The organism is Paenibacillus sp. E222, from assembly GCF_013401555.1.
In the GTDB taxonomy this organism is placed as follows: Bacteria; Bacillota; Bacilli; order Paenibacillales; family Paenibacillaceae; genus Paenibacillus.
Window position 1 is genome coordinate 2,618,487 of the sequence record NZ_CP058552.1, and the last position, 14,643, is coordinate 2,633,129.

General features: G+C 43.2%; 15 protein-coding genes and 1 pseudogene. 12 read left to right on the top strand and 4 right to left on the bottom strand.

The window, feature by feature from the left end; all coding sequences use genetic code 11:
- Positions 1 to 94: 94 nt before the first annotated feature.
- Positions 95 to 1,582 (top strand): DHA2 family efflux MFS transporter permease subunit, encoded by a 1,488-nt coding sequence (locus HW560_RS11655; RefSeq protein ID WP_090904435.1) that lies wholly within the window; start codon positions 95 to 97, stop codon positions 1,580 to 1,582.
- A gap of 66 nt (positions 1,583 to 1,648) precedes the next feature.
- Here HW560_RS11655 and HW560_RS11660 read toward each other — a convergent pair whose 3' ends face one another.
- On the bottom strand, positions 1,649 to 2,722 hold the full coding sequence (locus tag HW560_RS11660) for a glycosyltransferase family 4 protein (protein ID WP_177185890.1): 1,074 nt from the start codon (positions 2,720 to 2,722) through the stop codon (positions 1,649 to 1,651).
- Positions 2,723 to 2,970: 248 nt separating this feature from the next.
- Between HW560_RS11660 and HW560_RS11665 the strand changes: the two genes are divergently transcribed.
- The 9 genes from HW560_RS11665 (at position 2,971) to HW560_RS11705 (ending at position 11,708) form a co-directional block, all read left to right on the top strand.
- Complete coding sequence (locus HW560_RS11665) at positions 2,971 to 4,092, top strand: ABC transporter ATP-binding protein (RefSeq protein WP_090904434.1); 1,122 nt, start codon at positions 2,971 to 2,973, stop codon at positions 4,090 to 4,092.
- The gene (locus tag HW560_RS11670; RefSeq protein ID WP_076290830.1) at positions 4,089 to 4,805 is read left to right on the top strand and encodes an ABC transporter permease subunit; all 717 of its coding nucleotides are present in this window, start codon (positions 4,089 to 4,091) and stop codon (positions 4,803 to 4,805) included. The genes HW560_RS11665 and HW560_RS11670 overlap by 4 nt, the downstream gene beginning before the upstream one ends.
- Before the next feature lie 4 nt (positions 4,806 to 4,809).
- A complete protein-coding gene (locus HW560_RS11675; RefSeq protein WP_179263150.1) occupies positions 4,810 to 6,204 on the top strand; it encodes a GldG family protein in 1,395 nt (464 codons plus the stop codon).
- The gene (locus HW560_RS11680; protein ID WP_179263152.1) at positions 6,201 to 7,214 is read left to right on the top strand and encodes a DUF4340 domain-containing protein; all 1,014 of its coding nucleotides are present in this window, start codon (positions 6,201 to 6,203) and stop codon (positions 7,212 to 7,214) included. Before HW560_RS11675 ends, HW560_RS11680 begins: the two co-directional genes overlap by 4 nt.
- A gap of 226 nt (positions 7,215 to 7,440) precedes the next feature.
- On the top strand, positions 7,441 to 8,400 hold the full coding sequence (locus HW560_RS11685) for a YhcN/YlaJ family sporulation lipoprotein (RefSeq protein ID WP_090904431.1): 960 nt from the start codon (positions 7,441 to 7,443) through the stop codon (positions 8,398 to 8,400).
- Positions 8,401 to 8,623: 223 nt separating this feature from the next.
- Positions 8,624 to 8,869 (top strand): helix-turn-helix domain-containing protein, encoded by a 246-nt coding sequence (locus HW560_RS34230; RefSeq protein ID WP_306459236.1) that lies wholly within the window; start codon positions 8,624 to 8,626, stop codon positions 8,867 to 8,869.
- Between the two features lie 15 nt (positions 8,870 to 8,884).
- Positions 8,885 to 9,085, top strand: coding sequence for a hypothetical protein (locus HW560_RS11695; RefSeq protein WP_179263154.1), 201 nt, complete (start codon positions 8,885 to 8,887; stop codon positions 9,083 to 9,085).
- A 285-nt stretch (positions 9,086 to 9,370) separates the two neighbouring features.
- Positions 9,371 to 10,693, top strand: a complete 1,323-nt coding sequence (locus tag HW560_RS11700) for a ParB N-terminal domain-containing protein (protein WP_179263156.1) — start codon at positions 9,371 to 9,373, stop codon at positions 10,691 to 10,693.
- Entirely contained in the window at positions 10,686 to 11,708 is a 1,023-nt protein-coding gene (locus HW560_RS11705) for a phage lytic cycle repressor MrpR family protein (RefSeq protein WP_179263158.1), read from the top strand. Before HW560_RS11700 ends, HW560_RS11705 begins: the two co-directional genes overlap by 8 nt.
- Positions 11,709 to 12,073: 365 nt before the next feature.
- On the opposite strand, the gene HW560_RS11710 is transcribed toward HW560_RS11705, so the two are convergent.
- The 3 genes and pseudogenes from HW560_RS11710 to HW560_RS11720 all read right to left on the bottom strand — a co-directional run bounded on the left by HW560_RS11710 (position 12,074) and on the right by HW560_RS11720 (position 12,947).
- Entirely contained in the window at positions 12,074 to 12,385 is a 312-nt protein-coding gene (locus tag HW560_RS11710; RefSeq protein WP_179263160.1) for a hypothetical protein, read from the bottom strand.
- Positions 12,372 to 12,491, bottom strand: a pseudogene (locus tag HW560_RS33490) (excalibur calcium-binding domain-containing protein); the annotation flags it as partial. The gene HW560_RS11710 and the pseudogene HW560_RS33490, both read right to left, overlap by 14 nt.
- Positions 12,492 to 12,701: 210 nt before the next feature.
- Positions 12,702 to 12,947 carry a helix-turn-helix domain-containing protein gene (locus tag HW560_RS11720; protein ID WP_179263164.1) on the bottom strand — a complete coding sequence of 82 codons (246 nt, stop codon included), beginning with the start codon at positions 12,945 to 12,947 and terminating at the stop codon, positions 12,702 to 12,704.
- A 395-nt stretch (positions 12,948 to 13,342) separates the two neighbouring features.
- Between HW560_RS11720 and HW560_RS11725 the strand changes: the two genes are divergently transcribed.
- Together HW560_RS11725 and HW560_RS11730 are read left to right on the top strand one after the other, a co-directional pair.
- A complete protein-coding gene (locus HW560_RS11725) occupies positions 13,343 to 13,819 on the top strand; it encodes a hypothetical protein (RefSeq protein ID WP_179263166.1) in 477 nt (158 codons plus the stop codon).
- 209 nt (positions 13,820 to 14,028) lie between these two features.
- Entirely contained in the window at positions 14,029 to 14,340 is a 312-nt protein-coding gene (locus HW560_RS11730; RefSeq protein WP_179263168.1) for a hypothetical protein, read from the top strand.
- The last annotated feature ends 303 nt before the right edge of the window (positions 14,341 to 14,643 follow it).

Consider the following 14,643-nt stretch of genomic DNA (forward strand, 5'->3'; position numbering starts at 1 on the left):
TTTAAAACAAAAGTTTGAAACGTCGTGAATATAAGGCCGCTGGAGAGGCGGATATATAGATAGTGCCTCCAGGCCGGAAAAGAGAGTGGAGAGAGTGAAACAACAAACAGCAGTGCCTCAGAACCCGGCGGAGTTTTCGATTAAAACGATTATTCTGCCGCTACTGGCTATTATCGTCGGGATGATTATGGTCATCTTGGACAGCACGGTGGTCAACGTGGCGATTCCGAATCTGGTTCAATATTTTGAGACCGATCTGAAGACCATTCAATGGACGGTTACAGGATACACGTTGGCTTTGTCAGCCGTTATTCCGCTGGCGGGATGGTTGACCGACCGATTCGGTGCCAAAAGAGTATTTCTGTTCACGATCGCGATGTTTACTCTGGGTTCAGTATTATGTTCGATCGCGCAATCTCCTGAACAATTGATTATTTACCGTATCATCCAGGGACTTGGCGGAGGCATGGTTGCTCCGATTGGTATGGCGATGGTATTCCGTCTGGCTCCTCCTGAAAGAAGAGGTTCTATCATGGGTATGCTCGGGATTCCCATGCTGTTGGCCCCTGCGCTGGGTCCGGTATTATCGGGTTGGTTCATTGAATCACTCAGCTGGCACTGGATCTTCCTGATCAATCTGCCGATTGGTATTGCCGCGTTTATTCTATGTATCAAATTCCTGCCGGATACGGATCGTGGACGCACGCCTGCACTTGATCTGCTCGGTATGATTCTGGCACCAATCGCATTCTCGATGCTCGCATACGGTGTAAGTGAAGGCGGAACAAGCTGGACGTCTGCAACAACACTGACAGGTGTGATTGTCGGAGGCGTGGCGCTGATCCTGTTCATTATCGTTGAGCTTCGTCACAAGAATCCGCTGTTGGAACTTCGGGTGTTCAAATCCTCTGATTTCACACGGGGTATTATTCTGGCATGGGTATCACAAGTCGCTTTGTTCGGGGCGATGATTTTGATCCCACTTTATCTGCAACAAATTAAAGGCTACACTGCACTGGAAACAGGACTCATTTTGCTCCCGCAGGCGCTGGCTTCGGGTGTGGGTATGCCACTTGGTGGACGATTATTTGATAAAATCGGTGCAAGACCGCTGGCTTTCGTGGGTCTGGGTATCATCTCGGGTGCCTTGTTTATTCTGTCTTCGATTACCGCGGAAACGGGTCTTGGTCTGATCATTCTCAGTCTGGTCATGATGGGATTGGGTATGGGCTTTTCCATGATGCCACTCAATACGCATGTACTGAATGCTGCTCCACGTAAGCTGGTAGGTCGGGTTACCCCGCTTACTGCTGCTGCACAGCAAGTGGTTGTATCCTTTGCAGTTGCCGGCTTGACCGGATTCCTGACCTCCCATATTGCAAGCAATACAGCTGGAGCAACTGATGCAGCAGGTATGGTGAATGGATTAGTGGCTGGTTTTAACGACACCTTCTTCCTGGCAGCGTGCATTGCCTTGTTTGGATGTCTGCTCAGTCTGATCCTGCGTAAACCCAAACGGATGGAGGAAGAGTCCCTTCAAACAGGGGATCAGCCTGATCCTGCAATGATGATGGGACACTGATTCTAATAAGCTGATTTAATTTTTAGGCAGTTCAGAGCATCTTTCTGAACTGCCTTTTTGTTTTATTTAAAAGAAAATGCTCAAGGCTGTCATCATTTCCCGAAATGAAGCAGCGTATCGGTCAGGGGAGAAGGAGATGGCCATATGCTGTCTGCCCTGAATGCGAATATATTCCCGCAGCTTTTTGTTGCGCATAAGGTCTACTGCTTCTGATACAGCGGTATTCACATTGCCAATCGGATAGAATTTTCCCGTTTGGTTATGTGTAATAAAGGACCTTACGCCATCCGAATCGGTACTGAGTACCGGGCAGCCGCAGCTGATGGCTTCAGCAACGGCGTATCCAAACCCTTCAAGCAGCGAAGTCGACAGCATGATTCCTCCGGAAGCAGCCACCATGGAGTAGAATGTAGGCATCTGGGAATGGGGAACATTGATAAAGATGCCAATCCGATCTTCAAGCCCGTACTCCGCAAGCATGTGTCGAAACATGACCTCGTCCTCTGGATTGGCCAAGGTGGGATCGTGGAACAACCATAGTCTGGCTTTCGGAATTTTTTTAATGATTTTCCTGGATATCGTCAAATATTCCCGCCAGTTTTTGTTGTGTTCGAGCCTCCCGACCCATGCAAGTACCGGATAGGGAGGGGTATCCACCGAAACTGGGGCAAAGGTATTGGTATCCAGCATATTGGGAATGACAAACCGGTGAAGCCATGGACACATATGGATGAACAGCTCCAGTAAATGATCCGTTGGAGGGATGACCGCTGCATCACAGTGGGCTTGCAGATAAGGTACTCCCATCTGGATGGTTTCCAGAGCCTGTTCACGCGTCCCAAGCCCCTGTGCTTCATAGATAATGCGTCCTTTATACCCGAGGGCTCTTAATCTGCCCGGCATGGCAATATCGGAGGTAACAATAATGGCATCATAACGATGATGATGAATCAAACTGTGAATTTCCTCATCACTGGAAGTGGTGAAGACCGGCGTGCTGGTATTGTTCTGCATTCCCGAGCCAGGGTTCAGATACAATACATGCGCTTCGATGCCATGGCGTTGCAGAACGGCTGTACGCAATCGGTTTAACGTATCTACACCGCCGCTTGGAACAAAAAATGTGAATAGTACTTTCACACGGTTCACCCTCTGACTTTTGTGCAGGTGCTTATGCTCCTGTATTCTAAGGTACGTTGCCCCAGAGTCCAGGGTGTGGGTGAATGAAGTGTTGTTCACATTTTAGACACATATTTTTAAGCTTTCTTTTAAGTGACCTTAAGCTGCATTTAGGCTACAGCACGTAAGATACAAGGAACTTCCCGTGTTGACCATCAGAAGAAAGCGATGATGGCACACGGGTATTTTAACGGGAAAGGATGAATGATGTGCTCGAAGTGAAACAGGTAAGCAAGGTATTTGATGGACGGCGCGGCGTGCATCAACTGGATTTCACAATGGAGCGCGGTGAGATTGTTGGATTTTTGGGACCGAATGGTGCCGGGAAAACCACAACGATGCGAATGATTACGGGCTATTTGCATCCAACAGCAGGCTCCATTTCAGTGGATGGCATATCGGTGCACGATCAGGGCAGGAGCGTCCGTTCCAAGATCGGTTATCTGCCAGAGACACCGCCGCTTTATCCAGATATGACGGTACAGTCGTATCTGAAATTCGTCGCTAATCTCAGGGATGTTCCGACACGTGAAGTGAAACTGCGGATCAGTGAGATGGTGAGCAGGCTGGGTCTTCAAGGCCGTGAAAAGCAACTGGTGCGCGGGCTGTCCAAAGGGTACAAGCAGCGTCTGGGTCTGGCTGGAGCCATTATTCACAAACCGGATTTGCTCGTGTTGGATGAGCCGACTTCAGGTCTTGATCCGAATCAGATTATGGAGATACGGGATTTGATCCGTGAACTGGGTGAGAATCATACAGTGCTGCTCAGTACACATATTTTGCCGGAAGTGAGCGCGCTGTGTAATCGCATGTTAATTATTAACCAGGGACAGCTCGTATTGGACGGTTCACCGCAGCATTTTGGTTCCGCGATGGGGGACCGGTTCAAGGTATCCATTGAAGTGAAGGCAACAGAGCAGCAATTACATAATGTGCTGACACCTTGGGAGAAGGTACGGAGCGAAGTTATTCCAGCAGCGGATGGACAGGTATCCACCGGTTCTGCTCATACGGTTAAAATGCTGCTTACCGGCGAATCTTCCGATGATTTCCGGGAAGAATTGTTCTACCTTTTGTCTGGTGCAGGCTTGCCGATCCTGGAAATGAAGAAAGAAAATCTCAGTCTGGAACAGATTTTCCTGAAGCTGACCACAACGGAAACGGAATCCGAAGCGGAACTGGCAACGCTGGAGACTGAAACTGATAAAGTGCAGATCGCCAATCAGGCGACAGGTGAAGAGGCCAATTTGGGAACCACTTCAGATCTGAAGCAATCAACTAAGTCCGAGAGCGCTTCAGCTGATTCCCACACAGGGGAGGGTTCCAAATGAGACGAATGATGGCGGTTTGCAATAAAGAACTGCAGGCATACTTCCTGTCACCGACGTCGTATTTCGCTTTTGCCGTATATGTACTGATGACAAGTTTGCTGTTCTACTCCAGCTTTGTCTATTACCAGCCAAGCATTGTGGATTATCGCCTGGTGCTGGGAGACACGTTATCCATGCTGCTGTTTGTGGTGCCGTTGCTGACGATGCGACTGGTGGCAGAGGAATTCCGGCAGGGAACGGACGAACTTTTGTTGACTTCACCTGCACGGGTGACCGAGATTATTTTTGGTAAATATTTGGCGTCCCTCGCCATTCTTGTTGTACTTATTCTGTGCAGTCTAGTGTACCCGTTTATTATGTCCTTCTTTGGTGAACTGGATCTGACATCCGTCTGGTTGTCTGCACTGGGTCTCTTTTTCCTGGGCGGCAGTATGATGGCGATTGGACTGTTTGCTTCCACGTTATCTCAGCACCAAATGGTGTCTGCGGTAGCCGGTTTTATTATTTTGCTCGTATTGTGGATGCTTGATTCATTTGCAGGCAATTCTGGATCTGCGTTACAGCAATGGCTGGACCCGTTTGCGCTGACGAACCGGTTTGACAGCTTCACGAAGGGTGTACTTAGTGGCCCAGATATATTGTATTACGTGACGCTCTCAGGTGTGTTTCTGCTGTTAAGCATTCAAATTGTGGAACGGAAGCGGTGGAGGTGAGAAGATGAAAAAATGGTTGAGTCATACCAACAGTACCGTGCTGTCTGTAGCGGTGGTTGGCATCTTTATTTTGCTGACCCTGTTTCTGAATTCGCTTGGCGGCTTCCAACTGGATCTGACCTCGAATAAACAATACACCTTGTCAGATCAGTCTCTTACCGCGATCAAAAACGTAAAAGAAGACGTCAACATTCTGGTGTTAACCGTTGAAAATGCGAATAATACGGTCTTGAACCGCGAAGTATCGGATATGGTTCAGGAATATACGAAACGCAACAGCAAACTGAAGATGAAGCAATACAATCTGACGCAGGAGCCTGCGCTGGCCTCCAAATATGGCATCACAGGCAGCTCCATTGTATTGGAACAGGGAGATCAGCATAAAGTCATTGATATCGCCAGTCTATTCACGGCTGTCGGGGATGGAAGCGATGGATCGTACCAGTTCACGGGTGAGGAAAAGTTGACACAAGCGCTAATGAACCTGTCTTCCACGGAGATGCACAAGATGGTCTTTCTGACAGGACATGAGGAGCTTGGCCTGGATCAACTGACTACGCTGCGCTCATCTTTGGAACAGAATAATATCACGACAGAAGAACTTCAGCTGAATCAGGCAGGTCAGGTTCCAGAAGATGCGGACGTACTCGCGATTATTGGGCCACAGCGGGATATTAGTGATACTGAACTTAAGGCCATTCGGACATATCTGAGTAACGGAGGTAAATTGCTGTTATCTCTCGGTTTTCACGAGGACATGAAATTGACTTGGAAAAATATCGATGCACTCATGACAGATTATGGCGTGGTTGATGAGCATGCTGTCATGGTGGATAATCAGCAAGCCAGCACAATGGGCCCACTGTGGGTCGTGCCAGAGTATGGTTCCCATGCCATCACAGATAAACTGTCAGAAAGCAAACTGTATCCGATGTTATCCCTGTCCATTGCTTTGACAAGCAAAGAGCAGGATAAATACACCTTGTCGCCGCTCATTCATTCATCCAATGACAGTTATGGCGAGACAAACATTGCAGGTTTATTGCAGAACGAAACATCCAACGATCCGGATCAGGACGTTCAAGGCCCGGTTGAGCTTGGATATGCGGCGGATACAACGGATGGCAAACCGAAGGCAGTTATTCTGGGCTCATCCATTTTCATGCAGGACTCGGAAATAGCGAACGGCGGAAATCGGGATTTTATTCTGAATACCGTCAATTATTTAAGTGAAAAAGAAGATGGGGTAACGATCCGGCCACGGGTACAATCCGGTTATCAAACGGCGTATTTGGATGGTGAACAAGCCAGAACCATTTTCTTCGTGGCTATTGTCGCATTCCCGTTCATCTTTGTTATGATAGGTGTACTCTTATGGTGGAGGCGCAGACGCGTATGAAAAAATGGGTCCCAACGATTCTAGTCTTATTGGTCTTGATTATCGGGTGGGTCTATGCGGCCAGTCAAAATTATTTTCGTGAAGAGGAAGCGGAGAAGGTCAAGTTACTTGGGATTAAGTCTGCCGATATTCAGTCCATCACGATTCATGATAACCATACAGACACATCAGGTGCTTCAACATCCTCATCTTCACAATTGGAATTAAAGAATGGCGTATGGCGTATGGTGGAACCCAAGGCTTATCCTCTGAATGGGTATACGGTTAGCAGCTGGCTTGATGCCTTAAGTGGTGCAGATCAGGAGCTGGTTGTAAAAGAAGAGCCGAAGGATCTCGACAAGTATGGATTGGGTTCAGATGCAACGCTGCTGGATATTCAATTAAAGGATAACCGTGAGATCAAATTGAGCATCGGTGGCCAGCTGCCAGCAGATGACGCTCGTTATGTGCGGGTAGACTCCGGGCCTGTCGTTGCAGTACAGACGGAATCCATCAGCAATATAGAAAAATCACGGCTGGATCTGCTGGATACCACTCCGTTTAATCTGGATGAATCCAATGTCACTACGCTGGAATGGGAAGGTGAAGCAGCCACCTGGATGCTCAAATCTTCCTCCGCGGAGGGTGCGGCAGAGCAGACGTGGACGCTTAACGGTGAAGCGGTTGAAGCTACCGATGCTGTATCGCTGATTGGCAAAATTAAAAACCTGTCCACAGCTGAGGATGTGCGCAAAGCCTCTGAACTGAAAGGCACTGTGCCACGCTTTACTTTATCCGTTGAGCAGATCGTTAATGGAGAGGCTGTTACAGATGTGTACAGGGGGCTTACTATTCCATCGAAACCGGATCAGATCTGGGTAGTCACACCAGACGGTCAGTGGGCTTATCCGATGGATGCAGCTAGTCTGAAGGAAGCTGAACAATTTCCGAATTCCATCCAAAAATCAGAATCAGACGCAACCTCTTCTATGAGTGAAGATGATGCTGATGCGAATTCCTCATCCAAGTAAGTGAGTGGCCCTTCAACATGATAATGAAGGTTCACACTTGAACAGGATATACGCGGTTATACAGAGCGGTGCTGCACGTTGTGCAAGCATCGCTTTTTTTACGTGGAAGAGAACCCATGGAGTCCAGATAAAGGAGGCTGTTGTTCCATATCCTTTCAGCATATCAGTCCATGCAGAAGAGCATCCTATCCTTGTGACCAAAACCAACATAATTGGAGGATGAGACATGCCAGCAGCCAAAAAGGCGACAGCAATCAGCTTATCTTTGTCTACTGCAATCTTCGTAATGGCCGGATTGACGGGTTGTGGAACAAGCACCAAAGATAACAATCTGCACACCAAAAGTGTTCGTCATGAAGTGAAAGGCATTAACCGTTATGGTGTTGAGTCCAATGGGATGGATGGTATTCGTGCGAAAAGCTATCGGACGCATAACGTCACTAACCTGAAATCCAGTGACGAGCTGGCTAAACGCATTGCGGAAATGAAGGAAGTGAAGTCAGCAAGTGTCATGCTGACCGATCGTAACGCATATGTAGCAGTCCGTTTGACAGATGGTCACACTGGCAAATTGGAAAGCAAATCGATGCGTAACCGTGCGAACGGCACGATGCGTACAGAAAGCTACAATCAAGATATGGGCGGGTTGCGTGTACACGGTGGTAATGGAACCATGTCTCCATACAGCACCAGTGGCATAGCACCGGGATTGAACACGAATGCAGCTACGGATCGCAGCCATATGGGCAATGACCGCAGCATCTATGGAACCATGGGAACCGGATCTTATGGCATGATGCGTGGTCTGACGAACAGTGGCAATGCACGTACAATGACCGATGGTCACTACGGGATGAAGAGTGAAACATCGCGTATTGACAGCACGGATGACAACACACCCGAAGAGATTAAATCCAAAATCTCGGCGAAAATCAAACAATTTGCACCTCACGTGGAGAACGTATACGTGTCAGCTAACCCGGACTTTGTACAACATGTAGAAACGTATTCCAAAGATATTCGTAATGGCAAACCGGTTAGCGGCATGATTAACACGTTCCAATCGATGGTTGAACGTATTTTTCCAACGAATGCGTTGAACACAAATCACCGTGACGGCGTGCTTGATGATGGCATCATGCATCGTAATAACTACGATGGCTTGAATCGCATGAATCATCGGTAACTCATAATTGTAAGAACAAGTTGCCTTTGCGCAGATGTTTACATCAGCAGCAAAGGCACACTTGTTTTAATGGACATCATCATGCATCGTCATTGGATCTCATATAAGACTGCCCATTTTTTTGATAAAACTGAACCAACGCCCTTGACCTTACATAAGATGAGTTGACTGTATCCCCTTAACCTTGTTACACCAACACAACCCGAGCAAGGAGGGGTGAACATTGAAGGGTATCGATCATAAAAGCAAATTTCTGTTGACCCACCGTGAACGCGAAGTATTCGAATTACTGGTTCAGGACAAAACGACGCGTGACATCGCAGGGCAGTTATTCATCAGCGAGAAAACGGTGCGTAACCATATTTCGAATGTGATGCAGTTTGAAATTACCCCCATAATAGATACTACTCAGGGTAGTGACGAGCGGAGTAGAAAGTATGTTCTTGCTCATGGTATAATATTCCTATAAAAAGGGAGGTTGTACATGAGATCATTATCGTTAAAGGACAAGCTTATACTTGTTGGTGGCTCTGCATTTCTCATCTTGTTGTACGTTGCTTACAAGACAGACTATAGCTATCAAGGTGTGGGTGATTTTATTGGATACTCATTTGAACATTTATCAGGTTTTATAACATCAGTTATTGCACCGCTTAAACCAGAGATACCTCAAATAAACTTCTAACAGCCCTCACACGGCTGTTTTTATTTTACCCTTACAAAATGTGTTCTACATTTAAAATAGGTCATAGCTAATCCTAAATCTTCATAATCGTGTCACCCAGTGACACTGTGGTTCCGAATTTCGGAAGTGCAAAATTTTACTACCGTGGTGTCATTTGGTGACACCCTATGGCTGGCTGACATCACGTCAACTCTTACCGACCATTTGATTTACAACTAATATGTATTTTTACGTTTAAAATCACTTTGGCGGGTGCTATACTGTATTTAAGGAGTGAAGATACATATGAAGATAGATAGAATAGAAGTTGAGCAAATCCTTTTGACTCATCTTGAAGTAGTTCTTAAAACTAAAAAAGTAAAGCACCAATTACAGGTTCAATTAATCGAATTAAATGTTCCAGTTGAAGAGATTAATTCAATAATATCTAATGTGGAGTCTGTTTCCAATTTAGATGTTCCCATGCTTTATGGCCTGACCAAAGCTTTATATGAAGTAACTGAGGATAAACTATTCGACCCAGATAGGTATTTCGGTAAGCGAGAAATTATAGAAGCCGAGAATGTTCTTAGCCAATCAGTTCAAGAAAGAATCACTTTACCTATCCATTTTGAGGAATGTACAAAGATTAAATTTGATAGCTACATCACTAAGATTTCAATTCAAAACTTAGTCAAGTTGTACGACAGCCAGTTAATTATTTATGACGATGAAACACAACGTGGAGTCAACTATAAGACAAACATATCAGGGGGGATAGTTAGGACTCCTATTGTAAACAAAGCCAGTGTTAAAAGGATTGCTGATAAAATGGCTTCCAACAGTTATTTTGAAGATATGATCACTCTTAATGCATTCTCAAGTGAAGTTGACCCTGTTACGTACAATGAGGAGTCCAACACACTGACAATTAACGAGGGGGCTGTTGTATCCATCCTTGATGGTTTCCATCGCTTACAAGGTGGCGTGGTTGCGCTACAAGTCAATCCATACTTAGACTTGGAGTTGATCCTATCTATACGATCGTATGACCATGAAACAGCGCAGAGATACTTTGGTCAGATTAATACAGTTAACGTGTTGAAGAAGGAAAGAAGAGAAGAGTTAGCTCAAGAAAGGTTGTCTGATAAAGTAGTGGCAAATCTGCAACGTAAGTCTGAAATCGGGAAACAGATTGCATCATCTAACAAAGTAAGTGATTTAGTTGGCGAACTTACAACTTTTGATATCCTTTCTTATGCTGTAGATAAAGTGTTCAAATTGGAAAGGCAATTTGATGTGCTTCAAGTATCGGATTACTTGATAGAATTCGTTGCTTATTTAGTAGGAAGCTATCCAGATGAGTTTTCAATCAATGTAAAACTACGAGGAAGTCACATGATGAGTCACCCCCTTATGTTCATAGGATATATCGTTTTATCCCATTACATGTATGAGAACAAGATTCCTCTACAGAAATTATCTCATTACATTAATAGCATTAATCTAAAAGATGAAAAACTATTGAATCTACTTAACAAGAAGAATGTATTAACCGGAAACAAGCGTATACGTGAAGATATTATCAAGTATTTCGACTCCATATTTAGAGGTGCACAGTGTGAATAAAATCTATGATGAATCCTTCTACAATTCATCCGTGAAAGAACGATACTTGAAAAATCAGAGTCAAGCAGCGAGAATCTCATATGGGCGTGTACTGAAGAGAGCTTCGAGTATTGAGAGCAAATTAGGTCGTGATCTATATGATTTTAACTTGGGCGAGATTAAACAGGTACTCCTTCTATTAAAGTCCACAAAGATGACTACAATCACTGCTACAGGAATCATAATACAAAATTATATAAGATGGGCTATAGAGCAAGATTTACGTACAGACAATATAAATCCACTTGATGCTGTTAGTTCTGATGAATTTTATAGGCAATTTCTAGATACAAGTGAGCCTACATTATTCTCTCACGATGACATCATGGATTGGGTGGATGAGTGCATAAATCATCAAGATAAACTTGCCATACTCGGAATATTTGAAGGGATATATGGCAGACAATACAGTGAACTTTTGACCCTTAAAATGGACAGAGTAAGAGAAGTTAGTAGCGATACGTTGAGTTATGAAGTTGAATTATTCAATGAAACATCAGATGGCAGTAAAGAATCAAGAGTAATACCCATCTCAAACAAACTTTATAACATTATGAGAATTGCCAACAATGAAGAGATAAATTTCAAGAATAATGGATTAGAGTTTGAAGGCATGAGAAACAACAAAAACTATCTTACTAAAACGGACTACATAGTTCGTGGCGCGGCTGATGCACGTACAGGTGTTGAGGGTAACGTACCAGCAGCTTCCGCATTGATCAATAGAAGAATAAAGAAGATATCAGAGCTGTACCAAGTTCCAACATTAACGCCTACAAATATCAGAAACAGTGGAATGTTATATATGGCATACAAGCTGTATAAAGAAAGTGGTAAGCTTGGCAAAAAGGAGTATTTTGCTATATGTGAAGGTTATAATGTTGGACGTACACGTGAGGGTGGTTTTGTTTATGCTAGATTAAAAAAGGATTTCTTGAACATGGAAAACCTTGAATCAGTCTATGGATTGGAGTAATTTGATCACATGAGGTGGCACTTGGTGTCACCTTTTTGTTTGATACAATAAGCAACTCTAAGCAGTCAGATTTCACTCCCTTGCCCACATCACCTATATGTCATAGTATTTCGGGGAACCCCGATGCAAGTCATTATGTATCAGCTACTTACAGTCCACCCATATGACCAAAATGATAATTTTAACTGTGTACTCGATGTACACATATCTGATCGCGAAATTTGAGGTTGTCGTCAATTTGACGGGAAGCTTTCACGAAAATTTCGGGGAACCGTGTACTAAGTTTCTTCAAAATGTGCAGACACCCAAATCCACTCTAAATAGTGGAAGACAAAAGCACCCCAACCAAATGGAGTGCTTGTATATTACTTATATAGTTCAAGGATCTTCTCTGAATAATATATGATCTGTTCAGTGTATTTCTTTGTCTGCTTGAGGTTTGCTATATGTTCTTTTGAACCTTTAACCATTATACTACGTTCAATTTCTAATTTAGCAATCAAATGTTTAAGTTTCTTGATTTGCTTTTGGAAATACGCCACTTTTTCTGCTACAGTACTCTCCTTTTTAGCAGCAGCTTCTACTTTAGGCTGAAGGGAAGGAACTGTAATTACAGTAGAAACCACAGAAAAGCAGATTAAGGCGCTGAAAATTTTAGTTAGTTTATTTCTTCTCACAAGCTACACCATCCCCGTCTCTATCCAATGCTTTACGGTATCCTGGCTCACCTTTGTATAGTGGAGCTTTGCCAGCCTTCCTTACAGCAGTACAGTTCTTGTAATACACTTTTTTTGCTTCAGCTTTAGGTACAGCTATTACTGATACGTTTGCAACCAAAATCGTGGCTAACACAGTAAAAACTAATTTCTTTTTCATACTTTGATACTCCTTCAATGTTTATGTAAGTTGCAAAGATAGTTTACCAAAAATATATGAGTAGTACTACATATTTCCTTTGGATAAAAAGTAAAAAAGAACCCTTATTCAGAGTTCTTAATTCGATGTATGCTCATCGTTTTCCGTATCTGCTACTTCTTCAAACTGAATCAGTTCAGATATGTCTGTGATATCTAGGGCAGCGGCTATTTTCTCAAGGATACCTAAGTTAATCTCTTGTCTACCCGGCTTGCAGAGTTGCGATATTCTAGCTTGATTGACTCCAGACGTGCTCTCTAATTGTCTTTGAGTGATATTTCTCTGTTTTAGTACATCTTTAAGTTTAATTCTCAGAACGCGCAACTAGAAATTCCCCCTAAAAAACAGTTGACATGATTCGTTTGAGCGAATATTATGTAGAGGTAATTATTATTCGTTTATGCGAATCAAATTATGAGTATCAAACGTTAACACCTGTGTACACATTGTACATCAAATAAGCGCAACATTGTACTGTAACTTACATTCATAAGAATAGTATCTTAGTAACAACGTATTTCATGTAACAACTGTAAAATATGCTGTTGGAAAATTTCCCACAAGCAAACTCATCAGAAGGGAGCGAGACAGGTGTACAAACATGGCAAATTAATCAACCGACAATTATGTATTCGTACACGTAACGGTACGTGGATAGCACTGAAATCTGTTGCATACGTTTAGTCATCAAAACTAACTTCAAAGGAGACGAATATATAATGACACTCATGAATAAACCATCCACTACTTCACAAACAGAGGAGCAAACTACAATAACAACAACTTTAAATCAACCAGCTTGGACGTTTGATGAAATCATGACTGAGTGTGAAATCAAAAAAAATGCGCTTATGTTGATTGCTGATATGAAAGCAGTTCTTACAACTGGCGAACTCTGCAACGAATTTATGATGCGTATTCCTCACAAACCATCTGGTTCAAATATTCACGCTTTACTTGATGAGATGCGTGATGAGCAACTCAAAACAAACTCAATGGAACATGATGTATTTTTGGACATATATTTACTAAATCCGATTGCTGCACTCATCCAATATTTTAAGCATAGCGTATCAACGGCTCATCTTGAACGTATCAGGCTGTGGGGAATCAACATCAAAGATGTAGTTAGACTGAAGCAATTGGATAATAACATTCATCTTAATGATGTGTTAGAAAAGTTGTATGGTAATTAAAAATTTAAAACAAATGTGACAGGAACTAGATCGGCTCTCTGTCGGGAGACTGTGCCACCGATGATTTTATAGATTATAGATGCAACACTGTACCGTAACATATCTTAAAAATTCATATAACAACTCTAATTATAGAGTGATTGACTTGATAAAATTACAATTTCAACTTGATTTAAATGGTTATAGATGAGTTGAATAGGAGGACATGCATGAACGAATTATACAAGCAGGACTATGAGAACTTACCGCCAGATGAAAAGGCAGCTTGGAATTATGATCACTATTTACGTACTCGCATAGCAATTGATAAATACTTCGTCTCTTACGGTTTAGATGTAGCTATGGTCACAGGGATGATGGAAAGGGCTAAAGAGCTAGATGTAAGATATCAGACCATGATTGACTTGATTGATAAAAAATTGTTACCACCTCTTAGCCAAGAGTTGAATGGGCTGGAGTCATTGTTTGCAGATTTATTTCGTGAGGTGCTTAGACCACTACCAAACGAAATCAAATATTGATAGAGGAGAACGAAATCCAATGCACAGTAACGTGACACTGTTCGAAATGATAATGAGCCTGAATTATACGGAAATTCCGTATCAGTCGCCTAGTAGTAAACTCAGAGCCAATCGTATTAAGCCAAAGAAACAATGTAAGCCTATAACAATTGATTCACGATATAGCCATTTGGTTGCTGAAGGATCGAGATTAGACTTAAAAGTTGAACGTAGGATGGCAATACGTAAGGAGTTAACATTAATCAGGAAGCAGAAACGAATGATGGAACAGGAGATAACAAGACAAGTTGAATATGATAGATG